This window comes from Streptomyces sp. NPDC002044 (assembly GCF_040296725.1).
Taxonomy (GTDB): domain Bacteria; phylum Actinomycetota; class Actinomycetes; order Streptomycetales; family Streptomycetaceae; genus Streptomyces; species Streptomyces antarcticus.
In genome coordinates this window covers 27,406-45,278 of the sequence record NZ_JBEOXU010000019.1, presented here as the reverse complement: position 1 = coordinate 45,278, position 17,873 = coordinate 27,406, and the positions used below count along the sequence as shown (strand labels likewise).

Genomic DNA, 17,873 nt, shown 5'->3' with positions numbered 1-17,873 from the left:
TCACAGCTTCGGCGCAATCTCTTCGGTCCAGATCCGGGTCCGCTGCTCGTGCGTCATGTGGCAGGCGGACCAGTGGTGGGTGCCGTCCTGCGTGAGCTCGGGCCGGACCGTACGCGTCACGTTGTCCTTGGGGACGTCGGCGTACGGGCAGCGCGGGTTGAAGGCACAGCCGCCCGGGATGTTGATGAGGCTGGGCGGCGAGCCCTTGACCGGGATGAGGCGCTCGGTCTGCTCGCGGTCGATCCGCGGCATCGAGCCCAGCAGGCCCCAGGTGTAGGGGTGGCGGGGCTCGTAGAAGACCTTCTCGGCCGTGCCCCGCTCGACGCAGCGGCCGCCGTACATGACCAGGAGTTCGTCGGCCATCTCGGCGACCACGCCCAGGTCGTGCGTGATCATGATGACCGCGGAGCCGAACTCCTTCTGGAGGTCCCGGATCAGGTCGAGGATCTGGGCCTGGACGGTGACGTCCAGGGCGGTCGTCGGCTCGTCCGCGATGAGCAGCTCGGGGTTGTTGACCAGCGCCATCGCGATCATCGCGCGCTGGCGCATGCCGCCGGAGAACTCGTGCGGGTAGCTGTCGACGCGCTTGTGCGGCTCGGGGATGCCGACGCGGTCCAGGAGGTCGACGGCCCGCTTGCGGGCGGCCTTCTTGTCGACCTTGTTGTGGACGCGGTACGCCTCGGCGATCTGCTTGCCGATGGTGAAGTACGGGTGCATCGCGGACAGCGGGTCCTGGAAGATCATCGCGATCTCCCGGCCGCGCAGCTTGCGCACCTCGTCCTCTTCGGCGGTGAGCAGCTCCTTGCCGTTCAGCCAGATCTCGCCGGAGATCCGGGCCCGCTGGCGGCCGTACTGGCCGACGCGGTGCAGGCCCATGATGCCGAGCGAGGTGACCGACTTGCCGGAGCCGGACTCGCCCACGATGCCGAGGGTCTTGCCCTTCTCCAGCGTGAAGGAGAGCCCGTCGACCGACTTGACCAGGCCGTCCTCGGTCGGGAAGTGCACCTTGAGGTCGCGGACCTCCAGGAAGGCGGTGGGGGCCGTTCCGGTGACGGGCTGGCCCAGGACTCCGGTCTTGGTCAGATCGGTCATGACAGCCTCACTCGGGGGTCGATCACCGCGTACATGAGGTCAACGATGAGGTTCGCCGCGACGACGAAGAAGGCGGAGATGAGGGTGATGCCCAGGATGACCGGCAGGTCGTGCTCGCTGATCGCGCGGACGGCGCTGTAGCCGAGGCCGTGCAGCGAGAACGTGTACTCGGTCAGCACCGCGCCGCCCATCAGGGCGCCGAGGTCCAGGCCGAGGACGGTCAGGATGGGCGTCATCGTCGACCGCATCGCGTGCTTCCCGATGACGACGGGTTCCGTCAGGCCCTTGGCGCGGGCGGTGCGGATGTAGTCCTCATTGAGGACCTCCAGCATCGTCGCGCGGGTGAGCCGGGCGTACATCGCCGCGTAGAGGAAGGCGAGGGAGACCCACGGGAGGATCATCCCGTTGAACCACTTGACCGGATCGTCGGCGAACGTGGCCTCGGGGCGCCCGAACCAGCCGAGCTGGTCGGAGAACAGGGCGATGGCGAGCATGCCCGTGAAGTAGATGGGGAGCGAGACGCCGGCCAGCGCGATGCCCATGGCCGAGCGGTCCAGGACCGTACCGCGCTTGAGGGCGGAGATGACGCCGGTGGCGACACCGCCGATGACCCAGAGCACGACGGCGCCGGCGGCGAGCGAGAGGGTGACCGGCAGCCAGTCGGTCAGCAGCGGCCAGACCTCCTGCTCGGTCTTGAAGGAGTATCCGAAGCAGGGCGCGGCGCATTGCGTGACGTCGGAGCCGTTGGCGTACGTGCGACCCGCCACCAGCCCGACGACGAACTTGCCGAACTGGACGAGGATCGGGTCGTCGAGACCCATCTTCTGCCGGATGCCCTCGATGGCGGCGGGGTCGGACTGCTTGCCGACGAAGTACAGCGCCGGATCCGTCCCGATCATCTTCGGGAAGAGGAAGAAGATTCCGAAGGTCACCAGCGTGATGACCAACAGCATGACGATGACGGCGAAGAACCGCCGGATGAGATATGCAAGCACTGCGCTCGGCCTGGCCGCTGCCCGGGGGCGCCCTCTTCTGGAGAGCGCCCCCGCGCCGCGACCGCGGCCATCACCTGCCCTTCGTGCCTAGCGGGTGTGGCACTGGAACACTGGAACTGGACTGACGGACGGTTACTTCACGACGCCGAGGGACGCGTAGTCGTAGCGGCCGTTATAGGCGTCGGAGGTGTAGGCGTTCGTCAGCCGGCTGCTGCGCCAGGTGATCGTCTTGTCGTAGACGAAGGGCAGGTAGACCGCGGCCTCGGAGACCTTCTGGTTCATCTGCTTGTAGATGTCGCCGGCCTTGGCCGGGTCCGTCTCCGCGATGGCGTCGTCGAACAGCTTGTTGACCGCCGGGTCGTTCAGCTCGGAGAAGTTGTTGTTGCCGCTCTGCAGGATGAAGCGGCCGTCGACCAGCGGCTGGGAGAAGCCCTGACCGGTCGGGAAGTCGGCGCCCCAGCCCATGATGATGATGCCGTAGCCCTTCTCCTTGACGACCTTCGGCGAACCGATGATGCCGGAGGTCTGGGCGCCGTCGAACTGGTCGACATCGGCCTCGATGCCGACCTGCTTCAGGGCGTTCTGCAGCGAGACGGCCGTGGCGACCTCGACCGGCTTGTTGTTGCGGACCGCGATGGTGGTCTTGAAGCCTTCCGGCTTGCCGCAGGCCGCGAGGGCCGCCTTGGCCTTCTCGACGTTCGGCTTGCCGTCGTTCTTCAGGACCTCGTACGGGTCGTACTTGCCGTCGGCGCCCTTGATGCCCAGCGGGAGCATGTTGGGGGCGATGTCGCCACCGGCCTGCGGGCCGCCGCGGGCGGTCTGCAGGGACTTCTTGTCGGCGGCGTAGATGACGGCCTTGCGGCACTCGACGTTGTCGAAGGGCGCGACGGTCTGCGGGAAGACGGCGTACCGGATGAAGCCGGTCTGGCCGTTGTCCAGGTTGCCCTTGTGGTCCTTCAGCGCGGTGGCGCGGGCCGCCTGGCCGATGCCGGTCGCGTTGATGTCGAGGTCGAACTCGCCGTTCATCAGGCGCTTGTCCATGTCGTCCGCGTTCGCCATGAACGTGACCGAGATGGTGTCCGGGAGCGCCTTGCGGATGGTGTCCGACTCGGGCTTGTAGTTCGTGTTCCGCGAGAGCTTCATGCTCTTGTTGGGCTCGTACGAGTCGATCTTGTACGGGCCGTTCGAGAAGGGCTTCAGGCCGTACTTGGCCGCGGTGTCCTTCTCCTGCTTGACCGGGCTCGCCGCCGGCATCGCCAGCATCTGCTCGAAGTCACCGTTGGGCGCGGGGAGCTTGAAGATGATGGTCTTCGCGTCCGGGGTCTCGATCGCCTTGAGGCCGAGCTTGTCCGGGGCCGTGTCCTTGTACGGGCCGGGGTACTCGGTCTTCGGGTCGAGGACCTGCATCAGGTAGACCGGGCCGCCGGAGATGACGTCCTGGGCCCAGGTGCGCTGGATGCCGTACTTCACGTCCTGGGCGGTGACGGGCGTGCCGTCCTCCCAGGTCACGTTGTCCTTGAGGGTGTACTTGTAGGTCTTGCCGCCGTCGCTGATCTCGGCCTTGGCGGTGGCGAGGTCGGGCTCCAGCGCGGTGCTCTGGTCGCCCGGGGCGGCCTTGTAGCTGACCAGCTGGCGGGCGTAGTAGCGGGAGAAGTCCCACATGAAGCCGTAGTAGCCGCGCTGCGGGTCCCACGAGTCGGCTTCCTGGGTGCCGACGAACTTGAGCTCGCCGCCCTTCTTGTCGGACGCGTTGGCGATCTTGCCTATGCCCGAGTTGAAGCCGGCGCCGCCGGCGGACTTGTCGTCCGTCTTTTCGGTACCGCCACAGGCGGTCGCGGTCAGCATGACCGCGAGCACGACGGCCGTGCCAGTGGCAAGCCTGCGCTTCGACGTGCGATGGGTAGTCACGATGCTCGCAACCCTCCGTTGTGTAGTTCCGGTATGCGTACGGCTCGAAGCCGGTTCCTGGTTTGCCCTGCGGTGGCTAGCGGGAGCCCTTCGGGTCGAGGGCGTCGCGGACGCCGTCGCCGAAGAGGTTGAAGGCCAGCACGGTGATGAAGATCGCCACACCGGGGAAGATCATGAAGAGCGGATCGTCCTCGTAGGTCCGCACGGCCGTGGAGAGGGTCTCTCCCCAGGACGGCGTGGGCGGCTTGACGCCGACTCCGAGGAAGCTGAGGGCCGCCTCGGTCAGCACGTTGGTGGGGATCATCAGCGTCGAGTAGACGGTGATGGGGGCCACCAGGTTCGGAAGCAGTTCGCGGAAGAGGATGTACATCCGGCCCGCGCCGAGGCTGCGCGCCGCTTCGACGTACTCCCGTTCGCGCAGCGACAGGGTCTGCCCGCGGACGATGCGGCCGATGTACGGCCACCCGAAGAAGCCGATGACCAGCACCAGGACCGCGATGCGCAGGCCCGACCCCTCGAAGCCCCACAGCTTGCTGGGGATGACGGAGATCAGCGCGATGATGAACAGCAGCTGCGGGAAGGCCAGCAGCAGGTCCATGACCCGGCTGACGGCCGCGTCGATCCAGCCGCCGAAGTAGCCCGCGATGATGCCGAAGAAGGTGCCCAGCCCGACCGCCACGAAGGCGGACAGGAAGGCCACCAGCAGCGAGATCCGGGCGCCGTAGACGATCCGGCTGAAGACGTCGCGGCCGTTGACCGGCTCGACGCCCAGCAGGAAGTCCCCGCTCATGCCGCCCCAGTCGCCGGCCGGCAGGCCGAGCAGCGGGTCCAGCATGTCCTCGTGGAGCTCCTCCGGCGGGTGCCCGAGGAGCTTGACGATCAGCGGCGCGAAGAGTGCGACGAGGATCAGCAGGAGCACGACGACACCGCCGGCCAGGGCGACCTTGTCCCGCTTGAGGCGGATCCACGCGATCTTCCACGGTGAGCGCCCCTCGATCGCCTTCTGCGGGACGTCGGGGGCGGCCACGGCCGCGGGCCCGGCCGCGCTGGTGTCGTGCAGTGGTGCCGTCATCGTGGTGGGGACCCCTCTCGGCCGACGGTGGCCGGCCCATGCCCGCCGCTGTGGCGGCTTGGTTCTATCGGCGTCGCTGATGGTGCGATCGGCACGAAATGCGCCTGAAGTGCACGTGAAGAGCTGGTGCTTGCTGGATTGACCGGCCTTCGGTGGGGGGAGTCTTCAACGGCGTCTGAGCCGCCCGCCAGACCTGCCGGGGATGTGATGCGCAACCGTGATCTGCGCCTACACCTTCCGTTATCCGAACCGCGGGGACTGTTCAGCGGTGAAAGACCGCCCGTTAGGCGCGGAACGGACATCCCGGCCAACTGCCACTTAGGGCAGCCTTCTTGGGCGGATTCGACGCGATATGCGAAAGGCCGCACCGGCGGGCTCCGGTGCGGCCTTCGAGACGGATGTCTCAGTATGCGGATGTCTCGGGGAGCGGTCGGGCTCCGGCTCAGTACGCCGGTCCCTGCCCCTCCCGGTCGTAGAACGGCCGGGTCTGCGCGCGCAGCCACATGGCCACCGGGTCGTGCTCGTCCGCCAGCGCGACCGTGCACACCGGGACGCCCTCGGGGACCGCGCCGACCGACTGGCGCATCATCTCCCGTACGGATTCCAGCGCGGGCGCGGAGGCGTCGTACAGGTCGAGCCCGACCGCGAGGTACGGCGAGCCGAGCGCGGGCTGCACCCAGGCGCGGCGCAGCGACCGCACGGCGGGCGTGCGGTGGGCGTGCCGGGTCAGCAGTCCGTAGAACTGCGGGAGTTCGATGGCGGGCTCGGACAGCCGCAGCGGCCCGGCCGGCATCCGGTCCAGGCCGGTGGCGATCCGGCGCAGGTCCGCCCAGGGCACGCCGAGGCCGCCGCCCGCGGCGTGCGGGTTGAGCCACAGCCCCCAGCGGTCCGGGTACAGGGAGCGGGCGATGTCCCGGCCCGTGACGACCTCGTAGCCCCGGTTCCAGCCGCTGGCGGCCAGCTCCTGGGGGGAGGTCACGCAGGGCGCGTAGCCGAGGCCCTCCACCTCCATGCCGCCGTACTGGGCGTCCGGCGATCCCGGCTGCCCCTGCCAGAGCAGCATCCACAGCCGCCCCTCGGCGAGGGCGCGCAGCAGTGACTCGTAGCTCTCATAGCGCCCGGGAGTCACCTGGCGCAGCATGTGCTCGACCTGCCCGGCCGCGGCCGTGCCTGACGCACTCACCCGGTACCCCTCTTCGTCCGCCCGTCGTCCACGTACCCGGGCCGCGCGTGCGGCCGCAAGTATGACCACCTTAAGCGGCCCTACGGCAGGTAGAAGGGGCGTACGCGCTCACGAATCCAGTCCGTGACCGGGTCCTCGGCGGCGTCCAGCAGGATCAACTGCACGGGCCACGGCGGCGGGACCCGGGTCAGGGCCCGGCCGAGGGCCTCCATCGGGGCGTTCTGCGTCCCGGGGTCCCATCCCACCAGCCGGACACCGACGAACAGCTGCGGCTCCCCGCCCTCGACGCTGGCCAGGCAGCGGTAGGCGGCCGTGACGGCGCCGGCCGCCCGGAACTCCTCCGCGGCGGCGGCCAGGAAGTCCACCGGGTCGTCCTGCCAGTCGGGCTCGTACAGCCGCACGCGGCCGCCGGACGCGGGCCCGTCCAGGGGGCCGCTTCCGATGCGGCACAGCTCCGCGACGGCGGGCGGGGGCAGGGGGACGCCGACGGCTCCCTCGGGGTTCACGGCGATGCCGAGCTGCGGGGGCAGGCCGCGGGCGAACTCGACGGCGGGGGCGACGGCGAAGTCCATGGCGGGGCCGGCGCAGTAGCGCAGCTGCGCCTCGGAGCTGTAGACCGGGACGTAGGCCGCCCCGGCGATGTCCATGGTCGGCAGGGACAGGCTCGCCGCGTCGGGCGCCCCGCCCGCGGGCAGCGGCACCCACACCCGGCTGCGCCCGAGCACCTCGAGGATCCGCGCCCCCGCGTCGGGCTGTCCCAGCGCCGCTCCGAGCACCTGCTCCAGTTCGTTCTCCGGCCAGCCGCTGCCCTGCATGTTCCCCTGCCTCCGTGTGGTCCCCGCCGCGTCTCCTGCCGAGGCTATCCGCTGCCGGGCCGCGGACCGCCCCCGGTCCCCCGGGGGGGCGCCGGGCCGCGGGGCCGCCTCAGCCGTGGAACGCGATCCGCGTCACCGCCGCGGCCGAGCGGCGGTCCAGGAGCGTCGCCGAGGCGCAGCCCGCGGGCGGGTGTCCGGCCTCCGCGTCGCGCAGCAGGCGGGCGACCGCGCCCCGGTGCCGGGAGAAGGCGTACGCCGACACGCGCCGGCCGCGGGCCGCCTGCCCGGAGAGGGCCTCCTCGGGGCTGCTGTCCAGGAACAGCAGGTGCAGCTCGCGGCCCCGGCGGCGGGCGGCCGCCGCGAGCAGGCCGCGCACCCAGCTCTGGGTGCCGCAGTCGTGGACGACCACCGAGGCGCCGGAGCGCAGGACGCGCCACAGCCCCCAGTAGTGGGCGGCGCGGACCAGAGGCCGGTAGGCGCCGTAGGGGAGGAACGCCGGCATCCGGCGCTCCCAGCGCTCGCGGGTGTCCTGGGAGTCGACGGACCCGCCCTCGGCGGCCGCCCGCTTGATCAGCGTGCTCTTGCCACCACCGGGCAGCCCGGACACGACGACGATGTCCCCGGCCGCGAAGCCGAGCCGCTGGGGCCCGCGCACCGCCGGGCCGCGCAGGTCCCGTACGGCGCCGGGGGCGGCCTCGGACGCCGCCCGGCGCACGCGCGGGCCGCGCTGGTCCGGCACCGCGTCCACGGTTCCCGTCGTCGTCGCCACTACTCCGAATCTCCGCACAGTGATCGCCTCCCCCGAATCGGGTCGCCAGGACCCTTGCCCACTGAGTGTAAAGAGACGGTAATCCGGGACGGGTGGTTCCGGTCCGGACCTCCGCGAACGCCGCGGTCTTTCGGGCCCGCCCGCCCGATCACGTGCACGGCGTGCAATGATGTGCGCCATCTGGACCAACTGCATACCGGCCGCTTGAATCCGCGCGGGAGAGTCCCGGCACGCCGCAAGGCCGTGCGCGGGCGCCGAAGGAGCAAGAACCTCCCTTGAATCTCTCAGGCCCCGTACCGCGTGGATGAGGCAGATCTGAAAAGCGAGCCGTGCCGCCGCCCGTGAGGCCGGGGCGCGCGCTCCACCCAAGGTGCAAGTCGGGAATCCCGCCGGATCGGAAGATCGGGGGAACTCTCGGCGAACCTCTCAGGTTCCGATGACAGATGGGGAGGAACGTCCTCGTCATGTCATGTCGATGCCCTGGGACCCGGGAGTCACACCCATGAGCTCTGCCCCCCGTCTGACCGCCCTCGATGCGCTGCACCGTTCCCTCGGTGCGACCATGACCGATTTCGCGGGCTGGGACATGCCGCTGCGGTACGCGAGCGAGCGCGACGAGCACAACGCCGTACGCACCAGGGCCGGTCTCTTCGACCTGTCCCACATGGGCGAGATCACCCTGACCGGCCCGGAGGCCGTCAAGGTCCTCGACTACGCGCTGGTCGGCAACATCTCCACCGTCGGCGTCGGCCGCGCCCGCTACACGCACATCTGCCAGGCGGACGGCGGCATCGTCGACGACCTGATCGTCTACCGGCTGGGCGAGACCGAGTTCATGGTCGTCGCCAACGCCTCCAACGCCCAGGTCGTCCTGGACGCGATCACCGAGCGCGCCGCCGGCTTCGACGCCGAGGTCCGCGACGACCGCGACGCGTACGCGCTGCTCGCCGTCCAGGGCCCGGAGTCCCCCGGCATCCTGAAGTCCCTGACCGATGCCGACCTGGACGGGCTGAAGTACTACGCCGGCCTGCCGGGCACCGTCGCGGGCGTGCCCGCGCTGATCGCCCGTACCGGTTACACCGGCGAGGACGGCTTCGAGCTGTTCGTCTCCCCCGAGCACGCCGTGGAGCTGTGGCAGGCCCTGACCAAGGCCGGCGAGGGCGTCGGCCTGGTCCCGGCCGGCCTGTCCTGCCGCGACACGCTGCGCCTGGAGGCGGGCATGCCGCTGTACGGGCACGAGCTGACGACCTCCCTCACCCCGTTCGACGCGGGTCTGGGCCGGGTCGTGAAGTTCGAGAAGGAGGGGGACTTCGTCGGCCGCGCCGCACTGGAGGCCGCCGCCGAGCGCGCCGCCTCGAACCCGCCGCGCAAGCTGGTCGGCCTGATCGCCGAGGGCCGCCGCGTCCCGCGCGCCGGTTTCCCGGTCGTCGTCGGCGGCGAGGTCGTCGGCGAGGTCACCTCGGGCGCCCCGTCCCCGACGCTGGGCAAGCCGATCGCGATGGCGTACGTGGACGCGGCGCACGCCGCGCCCGGCACCTCCGGCGTCGGCGTCGACATTCGCGGTACGCATGAGCCGTACGAGGTCGTGGCCCTGCCGTTCTACAAGCGGCGGAAGTAGTCCTTCTCCAGACCACAGCCGTACGGTCAGCCGTACGGCCCTGTCTCGGTACCCGAGACCGTTCGTTCCCACTCCCCCGCATCCAGGAGAATCAGGCCATGAGCAACCCCCAGCAGCTGCGTTACAGCAAGGAGCACGAGTGGCTGTCGGTCGCCGAGGACGGCGTCTCGACGGTCGGCATCACGGAGTTCGCGGCCAACGCGCTCGGTGACGTCGTCTACGCCCAGCTCCCCGAGGTGGGCGCCTCGGTCACCGCGGGCGAGACCTGTGGGGAGCTGGAGTCGACCAAGTCGGTCAGCGACCTGTACTCCCCCGTCTCCGGCGAGATCGTCGAGTTCAACCAGGACGTCGTGGACGACCCGGCGCTCGTGAACACCGCTCCGTTCGAGGGCGGCTGGCTGTTCAAGGTGCGCGTCGCGGAGGAGCCGGACGACCTGCTCTCCGCCGAGGAGTACGCCGCGCTCACCCACTCCGACAACTGACACCCCAGGGGATCTTGATGTCTGTGCTGAACACCCCGCTCCACGAGCTCGACCCGGACGTCGCCGCCGCCGTCGACGCCGAGCTCGTACGCCAGCAGTCGACCCTGGAAATGATCGCGTCGGAGAACTTCGCTCCGGTCGCCGTCATGGAGGCCCAGGGCTCGGTCCTGACCAACAAGTACGCCGAGGGCTACCCGGGCCGCCGCTACTACGGCGGCTGCGAGCACGTCGACGTGGTCGAGCAGATCGCGATCGACCGCGTCAAGGCGCTGTTCGGCGCCGAGGCCGCCAACGTCCAGCCGCACTCCGGTGCGCAGGCGAACGCCGCCGCGATGTTCGCGCTGATCAAGCCGGGCGACACGATCATGGGCCTGAACCTGGCCCACGGTGGTCACCTGACCCACGGCATGAAGATCAACTTCTCCGGCAAGCTCTACAACGTGGTCCCGTACCACGTCGACGAGACCGGCCAGGTGGACATGGCCGAGGTCGAGCGCCTCGCCAAGGAGTCCAAGCCGCAGCTGATCGTCGCGGGCTGGTCCGCCTACCCGCGCCACCTGGACTTCGCCGCCTTCCGCCGCATCGCGGACGAGGTCGGTGCGTACCTGATGGTCGACATGGCGCACTTCGCGGGCCTGGTCGCCGCGGGCCTGCACCCGAACCCGGTGCCGCACGCCCACGTCGTCACGACCACCACGCACAAGACTCTCGGCGGTCCCCGCGGCGGCGTCATCCTGTCGACGCAGGAGCTGGCCAAGAAGATCAACTCCGCGGTCTTCCCGGGCCAGCAGGGCGGCCCGCTGGAGCACGTGATCGCGGCCAAGGCCGTCTCCTTCAAGGTCGCGGCCTCGGAAGACTTCAAGGAGCGCCAGGTGCGCACCCTGGAGGGCGCGAAGATCATCGCCGAACGCCTGGTGCAGCCCGACGTCACCGAGGCCGGCGTGTCCGTCCTCTCCGGCGGCACGGACGTCCACCTGGTCCTGGTCGACCTGCGCAACTCCGAGCTGGACGGCCAGCAGGCCGAGGACCGGCTCCACGAGGTCGGCATCACGGTCAACCGGAACGCCATCCCGAACGACCCGCGGCCGCCGATGGTGACCTCGGGCCTGCGGATCGGCACGCCGGCCCTGGCCACGCGCGGCTTCGACGCCGCGGCCTTCACCGAGGTCGCCGAGATCATCGCCGCCGCGCTGAAGCCGGCGTACGACAGCGAGGACCTCAAGGCGCGCGTCTCCGCGCTCGCCGCGAAGTTCCCGCTGTACCCCTCGCTCTAGCACCACCCGGGAGCGATCCGGAAAGGCCCGGTCCTGCCTGTGCTCGCCTGCGCACAGGGCCGGGCCCTTCTCATGACCGGCCCCGGGCGGACGCGGCCCACGGCCCCGCAGGACCGCGTACGAGCGCGTGAACGGGCCCCCACCGGACGGTCACCCCTCCGGCCGGTCCGGCAGACGAATCGTTCATGTGTACGCGATACGCTCGTCTGCCGGACAAAATCCGCCCAATCGCACTTCTCCTGCCCCCTCCCACCCCACGAGCAGACAAGGGAGTCCGCCAGTGGCCATCTCCGTATTCGACCTCTTCTCCATCGGCATCGGCCCGTCCTCCTCCCACACGGTCGGTCCCATGCGGGCGGCCCGCATGTTCGTGACCCGGCTCAAGAAGGACGGCGTCCTCGCCCAGACCGCGTCCGTGCGCGCCGAACTGTTCGGCTCGCTCGGCGCGACCGGCCACGGCCACGGCACCCCCAAGGCGGTGCTCCTGGGCCTGGAGGGGCACTCCCCCCGCACGGTGAACGTGGAGACGGCCGACGCGGAGGTCGAGCGGATCCGGCAGTCGGGGCGGCTGCGCCTCCTCGGCTCGGAGATAGGCGATGCCCACGAGATCGCCTTCGACGCGCCGAACCAGCTGATCCTGCACCGCCGGCGCTCGCTGCCCTACCACGCGAACGGCATGACCCTCTTCGCGTACGACACCGCCGGCACCCCGCTGCTGGAGAAGACGTACTACTCGGTCGGCGGCGGCTTCGTCGTGGACGAGGACGCGGTCGGCGAGGACCGGATCAAGCTCGACGACACGGTCCTGAAGTACCCCTTCCGCTCCGGCGACGAGATGCTCCGCCTGGCGAACGAGACCGGCCTGTCGATCTCGTCCCTGATGCTGGAGAACGAGAAGGCCTGGCGCACCGAGGACGAGATCCGCGAGGGCCTCCTGGAGATCTGGCGCGTCATGCAGTCCTGCGTCGCGCGCGGCATGTCCCGCGAGGGCATCCTCCCGGGCGGCCTGCGGGTCAAGCGCCGGGCCGCCTCCACCGCGCGCCAGCTGCGCACCGAGGGCGACCCGATGCTGCACCGCAGCGAGTGGGCGACGATCTACGCGATGGCCGTCAACGAGGAGAACGCGGCCGGCGGGCGGGTCGTGACGGCCCCCACCAACGGCGCGGCCGGGGTCCTGCCGGCGGTCCTGCACTACTACATGAACTTCGTGCCGGGCGCGGACGAGGACGGCGTGGTCCGCTTCCTCCTCGCGGCGGGCGCGATCGGCATGCTGTTCAAGGAGAACGCGTCGATCTCCGGCGCCGAGGTCGGCTGCCAGGGCGAGGTCGGCTCGGCCTGCTCGATGGCGGCGGGCGCCCTGGCCGAGGTCATGGGCGGCACTCCGGAGCAGGTGGAGAACGCGGCCGAGATCGGCATGGAGCACAACCTGGGCCTGACCTGCGACCCGGTCGGCGGCCTCGTGCAGATCCCGTGCATCGAGCGCAACGGCATGGCCGCGGTCAAGGCGGTCACGGCGGCCAGGATGGCGCTGCGCGGCGACGGCACGCACAAGGTCTCCCTCGACAAGGTCATCAAGACCATGAAGGAGACGGGCGCGGACATGAAGGTCAAGTACAAGGAAACGGCCCGCGGCGGCCTGGCGGTCAACGTCATCGAGTGCTGAGCGGCGCCCGCCGGAACCGGCTTCCCGCCCTCCCGTACGAAGTCCCGCGCGCGGCCGTACGGGAACCCGGGCGCCCGGCGGGAAGTCGGGTCCAGCGGCCCTGCCGGACGGGACCTTCGGCACGGGGCGGCGGGCGGACGGTGGGCTAGTTTGCCCGGAGGGGGTTGCGAAACCCCCTCACGCCGACCGAGAGGGGCGCCCCCATGGCCACCACCGAACAGCGCGTCCTTCCGCTCCGGCTGGAGACCTCGCCCGTCTCCCTCCCGGTGCACGGGGCCTTCACGTACCGCTCCGACCGGCCGTACGAAGTCGCCGTGGACCTCCAGGGCGGCGGCGCCCATCTGGCGCGCTGGGTGTTCGCCCGCGACCTGCTGCTCGACGGGGAGACCTGCGCCACCGGCGAGGGCGACATACAGGTCTGGCCGCGCTGGAAGGGCACCGAGCCGCGGGTCTTCCTGGCCTTCAGCAACGGCGGGAAGAGCTGCGTGTTCTCCGCCCGCGCCAAGGACGTGCGCGGGCTGTGCCGCCGCCTGACCCAGCTGGTCCCGCGCGGCCTGGAGCACCGGCACTACGACCTGGACGCGGAGCTGGACGCGCTGCTGCCCGGCTGACACCCGGCCGCGGGAACCGCCGCCGTCCGGCAGGTGTCCTTGGCTGTGACAGCGCAGTCCCCGTCTCCGGAGAATCGGGGGACGTCATGAACGACGTCACGAACCACCCGCGTCCGCGTCCCACCCACCGTCCGCCGTTCGCGCGGCGCCGCCGCCGGCAGCTCGTGGCCCTGGCCACCGGCGCCCTGCTCACCGCCGGCCTCGCCCTCGCCGCACCGGCATCGGCCGCCCAGGCCGCCGCCCGCACCCAGACCCCGCTCGTCGTCAATGCCCGCTGGGGCGGTCACTGCACGTTCGACCGGGTCGTCATCGACCTCCAGGGGTACGTCCCCGGGGTCACCGTCACGCCCGTGCCCAAGCTGTACTACGACGGGTCCGGCAAGCCCGTGCCGCTGGCCGGGAAGTACTTCCTGGAAGTCCGCCTGAACCCCGCCGCCGGTCACGACGACGCGGGGCAGAACGTCTACCAGGGCCCGCGTCTGCAGAAGATCTACCTCAGCAAGCTCAAGGGCCTCGCCATGACCGGCGACTACGAGGGGTACGTGACCTTCGGCGCCGCCTTCGACACCAAGCCCGCCTACTCCACCAGCGTCCTGCACGCGCCCGAGCGGCTGGTGCTGGACATCGCGCACCCCAACGTGTGCTGACCGGGCCGGGGCCCGGGGGGCGGCGCCGCCGTCCCCGGGCCCCGTGCCTCAGCGGTGCTCGGGGTTGGGGAAGTCGAACCGGCAGCCCGCGTCCCACAGCGAGCGCTGGTTCCCGTGGGCCGGCATGCCGCCCGCCCGCTTGAGCAGGGCTGCCAGGTGCATCAGGTTCCAGGACATGAAGGCGGTGTTCCGGTTGGTGAAGTCGTTCTCGGGGCCGCCGGAGCCCGGGTCCAGGTAGGAGGGCCCGGGGCCGGCCTCGCCGATCCAGCCCGCGTCGGCCTGGGGCGGGATCGCGTAGCCCAGGTGCTGGAGGCTGTAGAGGACGTTCATGGCGCAGTGCTTGACGCCGTCCTCGTTGCCGGTGATCAGCGCGCCGCCGACGCGCCCGTAGTACGCGTACTGGCCCTTCTCGTTCAGCAGGGAGGAGCAGGCGTAGAGCCGCTCGATGACCCGCTTCATCACGGAGCTGTTGTCACCGAGCCAGATCGGCCCGCACAGCACGAGGATGTCGGCGTCCATGATCCGGCTGTAGAGGACCGGCCACTGGTCGCTCTCCCAGCCGTGCTCGGTCATGTCCGGCCAGACGCCGGTCGCGATGTCGTGGTCGACGGCGCGGATGACCGAGGTCCGGGCGCCGGCCGCCTCCATGACCGCGCGGCTCCGGGCGATCAGGCCGTCGGTGTTGCTGGCCTCGGGTGATCGCTTGAGCGTGCAGTTCACGTAGACGGCGGACAGGCCCGAGTAGTCGGGCGGGGTCGGGGTTTCATCATCGGCAGGCACGCTCCCACCCTGTCCGGGCCCCGGCCGGAGCGCCAGCGGACGGCGCCCGCGAGGGGCGGGTTGTGACCGGTCCGCGCGGCCGACTAGGGTCATCGGGCCTTGGTGTTCGGGAAACCGGTGAAAAACCGGTGCGGCCCTCGCCACTGTGATCGGGAAGTCCGGCTCCACTCCTACGGGAAGCCACTGGGCGTCGTGCGGGTGACCGCTCGGCCCCGGGAAGGCGGAGCCCGGGCATCAGCACCCGTGAGCCAGGAGACCGGCCGAGGCGCGTCGTCCATCCACGAGGTGCTGGAGAGGTCTCTACTCATGCATATAGCCGAGGGGTTTCTGCCCCCCTTGCACGCGGTCGCCTGGGGCGCCGCGTCCGCTCCCTTTGTCGTACACGGGGTCCGCGCCCTGACCCGCGAGGTCAAGGCCAACCCGGAGAGCACGCTGCTGCTCGGTGCGGCCGGAGCGTTCACGTTCGTCCTGTCCGCCCTGAAGATCCCCTCGGTGACGGGCAGCTGCTCGCACCCCACCGGAACGGGGCTCGGAGCGATCCTCTTCCGGCCGCCGGTCATGGCGGTGCTGGGGACGATCACCCTGCTGTTCCAGGCGCTGCTGCTGGCGCACGGCGGGCTCACCACCCTCGGCGCGAACGTCTTCTCGATGGCCATCGCCGGACCCTGGGCCGGGTACGCCGTCTACCGCCTGCTGCGCGGGACCGGCGCGCCGCTGATGGTCGCCGTGTTCTCCGGTGCCTTCTTCGCCGACCTGGTCACCTACTGCGTCACCTCCGTCCAGCTGGCGCTGGCCTTCCCCGACCAGGCCACCGGCTTCACCGGCTCGCTGGTGAAGTTCGGTGAGATCTTCGCGCTGACGCAGATCCCGCTCGCGGTAAGCGAGGGCCTGCTGACCGTGCTCGTCGTACGGCTGCTGATGCAGTCCAGCAAGTCGGACCTGATCCGGCTCGGCGTCGCGAAGCTCACGTCCGGCAAGACCAAGCGGGAGGCGACGGTCTGATGAGCCGGAACGCGAAGATCAACACCCTGCTGCTGCTCCTGGTCGCGGCGCTGGCCGTGCTCCCGCTCGCGCTGGGACTGGGCGAGGGCAAGGAAGAGCCGTTCGCGGGCGCCGACGCGCAGGCGGAGACGGCCATCACCGAGCTGAAGCCGGACTACGAGCCGTGGTTCACGCCGCTGTACGAACCCCCTTCCGGGGAGATCGAGTCGGCGCTGTTCGCCCTGCAGGCGGCGCTCGGCGCGGGCGTGCTCGCGTACTACTTCGGGGTCCGCAAGGGGCGCCGCCAGGGTGCCGCCGCGGCGGGCGCCACCGGCGCCACCGCGCCCGACGCCTCCGCGCAGTCGTAGGCGGTGCTGCCGATCGACGCGGCGGCGCACGGCAGCCGCTGGCGCCGCCGCCATCCGCTGGAGAAGGCGGTGCTCGGGGTGGGCCTGACGGTCACGGCGGTGTGCCTGCCGCCGTGGCCCGGCGGGCCGCTGGTCGCCGCGGCGACCCTCGCCCTGCTGCTGGGCCCCGCCGGGGTGGCGGGGCGGCAGCTGTGGCGGGCGTTCCGGATCCCGCTGGGCTTCTGCTTCACCGGGGCGCTGCCGCTGCTGTTCTCCGTGGGCGGCCCGGCGGGGTTCGTCGCGCTGGCCCCCGACGGCCCCCGGCACGCGGGCGAACTGCTGCTGCGGACCTCCGCGGCCTCCCTGGGGGTGCTGCTGTTCGCCTTCACCACCCCCGTCTCGGACCTGCTGCCGCGGCTGGTCCGGGCCGGGGTGCCGGCCCCGGTCGTGGACGTGGCCCTGGTCATGTACCGGATCGGTTTCCTGCTGCTCGACTCCCTGGCCCGCGTACGCCAGGCCCAGGCGGCCCGCCTCGGCAACACCGGGCGGGCGGCGGCGTGGCGTTCGGTCGCCGGGCTCGCCGCGACCTCGTTCGTCCGGGCCTTCGACCGCGCGGCGCGGCTCCAGTCGGGGCTGGCCGGGCGCGGCTACGACGGCACGCTGCGCGTGCTGGTGCCCGAGACGGCGCTGTCCCGGCGGTTCCTGGCCGGGACGGCCGCCCTGCTCGCCTCCCTGGTCGCCCTGACCCTCGTACTGAAGGAGCTGTACCTGTGAAGCCGCTGGTGGAACTGGCCGGCGCGGGCTACGCCTACGAGGACGGCCCCGAGGTGCTGTCCGGCGTGGACTTCGCGATCCCCGAGGGCCGCGCCCTGGTGCTGCTGGGGCGCAACGGCAGCGGCAAGACCACGCTGATGCGCCTGCTGAGCGGGGGCCTGCGGCCGGGCTCGGGCGCGCTGCTGCTCGACGGTGCGGAGGTAGGTCACGGCCGCGCCGGGCTGACCCGGCTGCGGACGTCGGTCCAGCTGGTGGTGCAGGACCCGGACGACCAGCTGTTCGCGGCCTCCGTGGAGCAGGACGTGTCGTTCGGTCCGATGAACCTCGGTCTGCCGGAGCCCGAGGTCCGCGCCCGGGTGGGCGCGGCGCTGGCGGCCCTGGACATCACGGCGTTGCGGGACCGCCCGACGCACCTGCTCTCGTACGGGCAGCGCAAGCGGGCGGCCATCGCGGGGGCGGTGGCGATGGCGCCGCGCGTCCTGATCCTGGACGAGCCGACGGCCGGGCTGGACCCGGACGGGCAGCAGCGGCTGCTGGACGTCCTGGCGGGGCTGCGGGCCGCGGGCACCACCGTGGTGATGGCCACCCACGACGTGGAGCTGGCGGTCCGCTGGGCCGACGACGCGGCGGTCCTGACCCCGGCGGGCATCCGCACGGGTCCGGCGCCGGTGCTCCTCTCGGATCCGGAGCTGCTGAAGTCGGCGGGGCTGCGCCCGGCCTGGTCCCCGGCGGTGACGGCGTTCCTGCGCGCGCACGGCCTGCTCGGCGCGGACTCCCCCGGCCCGCGGGTCCCGGAGGAGCTGGCCGGCTGGCCGGCCGCCGGCGGGGTCCGCCCGGGGGCGTGACGGCACCGGGGCAAACC

18 protein-coding genes and 2 riboswitches are annotated in these 17,873 nt (G+C 71.3%); of the genes, 10 read left to right on the top strand and 8 right to left on the bottom strand.

What is annotated here, in order from left to right:
* From ABT106_RS07795 to ABT106_RS07765, 7 genes are all read right to left on the bottom strand, one after another.
* Complete coding sequence (locus ABT106_RS07795) at positions 1–1,092, bottom strand: ABC transporter ATP-binding protein (RefSeq protein WP_351273821.1); 1,092 nt, start codon at positions 1,090–1,092, stop codon at positions 1–3.
* The gene (locus ABT106_RS07790; RefSeq protein WP_351273818.1) at positions 1,089–2,087 is read right to left on the bottom strand and encodes an ABC transporter permease; all 999 of its coding nucleotides are present in this window, start codon (positions 2,085–2,087) and stop codon (positions 1,089–1,091) included. Before ABT106_RS07790 ends, ABT106_RS07795 begins: the two co-directional genes overlap by 4 nt.
* 132 nt (positions 2,088–2,219) lie before the next feature.
* Positions 2,220–3,995, bottom strand: a complete 1,776-nt coding sequence (locus ABT106_RS07785; RefSeq protein ID WP_351273815.1) for an ABC transporter substrate-binding protein — start codon at positions 3,993–3,995, stop codon at positions 2,220–2,222.
* Positions 3,996–4,071: 76 nt separating this feature from the next.
* Complete coding sequence (locus ABT106_RS07780; protein ID WP_351273812.1) at positions 4,072–5,067, bottom strand: ABC transporter permease; 996 nt, start codon at positions 5,065–5,067, stop codon at positions 4,072–4,074.
* Positions 5,068–5,509: 442 nt separating this feature from the next.
* A complete protein-coding gene (locus ABT106_RS07775; RefSeq protein ID WP_351273809.1) occupies positions 5,510–6,250 on the bottom strand; it encodes an enhanced serine sensitivity protein SseB C-terminal domain-containing protein in 741 nt (246 codons plus the stop codon).
* Positions 6,251–6,330: 80 nt separating this feature from the next.
* Positions 6,331–7,065: an enhanced serine sensitivity protein SseB gene (locus ABT106_RS07770; RefSeq protein WP_351273806.1), complete on the bottom strand. Its 735-nt coding sequence runs from the start codon at positions 7,063–7,065 to the stop codon at positions 6,331–6,333.
* Between the two features lie 109 nt (positions 7,066–7,174).
* Complete coding sequence (locus ABT106_RS07765) at positions 7,175–7,834, bottom strand: AAA family ATPase (RefSeq protein ID WP_502979257.1); 660 nt, start codon at positions 7,832–7,834, stop codon at positions 7,175–7,177.
* Between the two features lie 205 nt (positions 7,835–8,039).
* A riboswitch (glycine riboswitch) is annotated at positions 8,040–8,143 on the top strand.
* A gap of 193 nt (positions 8,144–8,336) precedes the next feature.
* Here ABT106_RS07765 and gcvT point away from each other — a divergent pair.
* From gcvT to ABT106_RS07735, 6 genes are all read left to right on the top strand, one after another.
* Positions 8,337–9,452 (top strand): glycine cleavage system aminomethyltransferase GcvT, encoded by a 1,116-nt coding sequence (gene gcvT, locus ABT106_RS07760; protein ID WP_351273803.1) that lies wholly within the window; start codon positions 8,337–8,339, stop codon positions 9,450–9,452.
* A gap of 98 nt (positions 9,453–9,550) precedes the next feature.
* Positions 9,551–9,934, top strand: a complete 384-nt coding sequence (gene gcvH, locus ABT106_RS07755) for a glycine cleavage system protein GcvH (protein ID WP_351273801.1) — start codon at positions 9,551–9,553, stop codon at positions 9,932–9,934.
* Positions 9,935–9,951: 17 nt separating this feature from the next.
* On the top strand, positions 9,952–11,208 hold the full coding sequence (gene glyA, locus ABT106_RS07750; protein WP_351273799.1) for a serine hydroxymethyltransferase: 1,257 nt from the start codon (positions 9,952–9,954) through the stop codon (positions 11,206–11,208).
* 280 nt (positions 11,209–11,488) lie between these two features.
* The gene (locus tag ABT106_RS07745) at positions 11,489–12,871 is read left to right on the top strand and encodes an L-serine ammonia-lyase (protein ID WP_351273797.1); all 1,383 of its coding nucleotides are present in this window, start codon (positions 11,489–11,491) and stop codon (positions 12,869–12,871) included.
* Between the two features lie 203 nt (positions 12,872–13,074).
* Positions 13,075–13,482 (top strand): SsgA family sporulation/cell division regulator, encoded by a 408-nt coding sequence (locus ABT106_RS07740; protein ID WP_351273794.1) that lies wholly within the window; start codon positions 13,075–13,077, stop codon positions 13,480–13,482.
* An 86-nt stretch (positions 13,483–13,568) separates the two neighbouring features.
* A complete protein-coding gene (locus tag ABT106_RS07735; RefSeq protein WP_351273791.1) occupies positions 13,569–14,129 on the top strand; it encodes an AMIN-like domain-containing (lipo)protein in 561 nt (186 codons plus the stop codon).
* A gap of 48 nt (positions 14,130–14,177) precedes the next feature.
* On the opposite strand, the gene ABT106_RS07730 is transcribed toward ABT106_RS07735, so the two are convergent.
* Complete coding sequence (locus ABT106_RS07730; RefSeq protein ID WP_351273789.1) at positions 14,178–14,909, bottom strand: flavodoxin family protein; 732 nt, start codon at positions 14,907–14,909, stop codon at positions 14,178–14,180.
* A gap of 83 nt (positions 14,910–14,992) precedes the next feature.
* Positions 14,993–15,188, top strand: a riboswitch (cobalamin riboswitch).
* A 27-nt stretch (positions 15,189–15,215) separates the two neighbouring features.
* On the opposite strand from ABT106_RS07730, the gene ABT106_RS07725 reads away from it, so the two are divergent.
* The 4 genes from ABT106_RS07725 to ABT106_RS07710 are packed head-to-tail and all read left to right on the top strand — an operon-like array spanning position 15,216 to position 17,856.
* Positions 15,216–15,911 carry an energy-coupling factor ABC transporter permease gene (locus tag ABT106_RS07725; RefSeq protein WP_351273890.1) on the top strand — a complete coding sequence of 232 codons (696 nt, stop codon included), beginning with the start codon at positions 15,216–15,218 and terminating at the stop codon, positions 15,909–15,911.
* On the top strand, positions 15,911–16,258 hold the full coding sequence (locus ABT106_RS07720; protein WP_351273786.1) for an energy-coupling factor ABC transporter substrate-binding protein: 348 nt from the start codon (positions 15,911–15,913) through the stop codon (positions 16,256–16,258). The genes ABT106_RS07725 and ABT106_RS07720 overlap by 1 nt, the downstream gene beginning before the upstream one ends.
* A 3-nt stretch (positions 16,259–16,261) precedes the next feature.
* Positions 16,262–17,011, top strand: a complete 750-nt coding sequence (gene cbiQ, locus ABT106_RS07715) for a cobalt ECF transporter T component CbiQ (protein ID WP_351273784.1) — start codon at positions 16,262–16,264, stop codon at positions 17,009–17,011.
* Positions 17,008–17,856, top strand: coding sequence for an ATP-binding cassette domain-containing protein (locus tag ABT106_RS07710; protein ID WP_351273781.1), 849 nt, complete (start codon positions 17,008–17,010; stop codon positions 17,854–17,856). Before cbiQ ends, ABT106_RS07710 begins: the two co-directional genes overlap by 4 nt.
* The last annotated feature ends 17 nt before the right edge of the window (positions 17,857–17,873 follow it).

What these genes read in the sequence shown, in the direction of transcription:
- ABT106_RS07720 (WP_351273786.1), top strand. Translation starts at nt 15,911, where the DNA reads ATGAGCCGGAACGCGAAGATCAACACCCTGCTGCTGCTCCTGGTCGCG.
- ABT106_RS07735 (WP_351273791.1), top strand. Translation starts at nt 13,569, where the DNA reads ATGAACGACGTCACGAACCACCCGCGTCCGCGTCCCACCCACCGTCCG.
- ABT106_RS07770 (WP_351273806.1), bottom strand. Translation starts at nt 7,065, where the DNA reads ATGCAGGGCAGCGGCTGGCCGGAGAACGAACTGGAGCAGGTGCTCGGA.
- ABT106_RS07780 (WP_351273812.1), bottom strand. Translation starts at nt 5,067, where the DNA reads ATGACGGCACCACTGCACGACACCAGCGCGGCCGGGCCCGCGGCCGTG.
- gcvT (WP_351273803.1), top strand. Translation starts at nt 8,337, where the DNA reads ATGAGCTCTGCCCCCCGTCTGACCGCCCTCGATGCGCTGCACCGTTCC.
- ABT106_RS07725 (WP_351273890.1), top strand. Translation starts at nt 15,216, where the DNA reads ATGCATATAGCCGAGGGGTTTCTGCCCCCCTTGCACGCGGTCGCCTGG.
- glyA (WP_351273799.1), top strand. Translation starts at nt 9,952, where the DNA reads ATGTCTGTGCTGAACACCCCGCTCCACGAGCTCGACCCGGACGTCGCC.
- ABT106_RS07795 (WP_351273821.1), bottom strand. Translation starts at nt 1,092, where the DNA reads ATGACCGATCTGACCAAGACCGGAGTCCTGGGCCAGCCCGTCACCGGA.
- gcvH (WP_351273801.1), top strand. Translation starts at nt 9,551, where the DNA reads ATGAGCAACCCCCAGCAGCTGCGTTACAGCAAGGAGCACGAGTGGCTG.
- ABT106_RS07740 (WP_351273794.1), top strand. Translation starts at nt 13,075, where the DNA reads ATGGCCACCACCGAACAGCGCGTCCTTCCGCTCCGGCTGGAGACCTCG.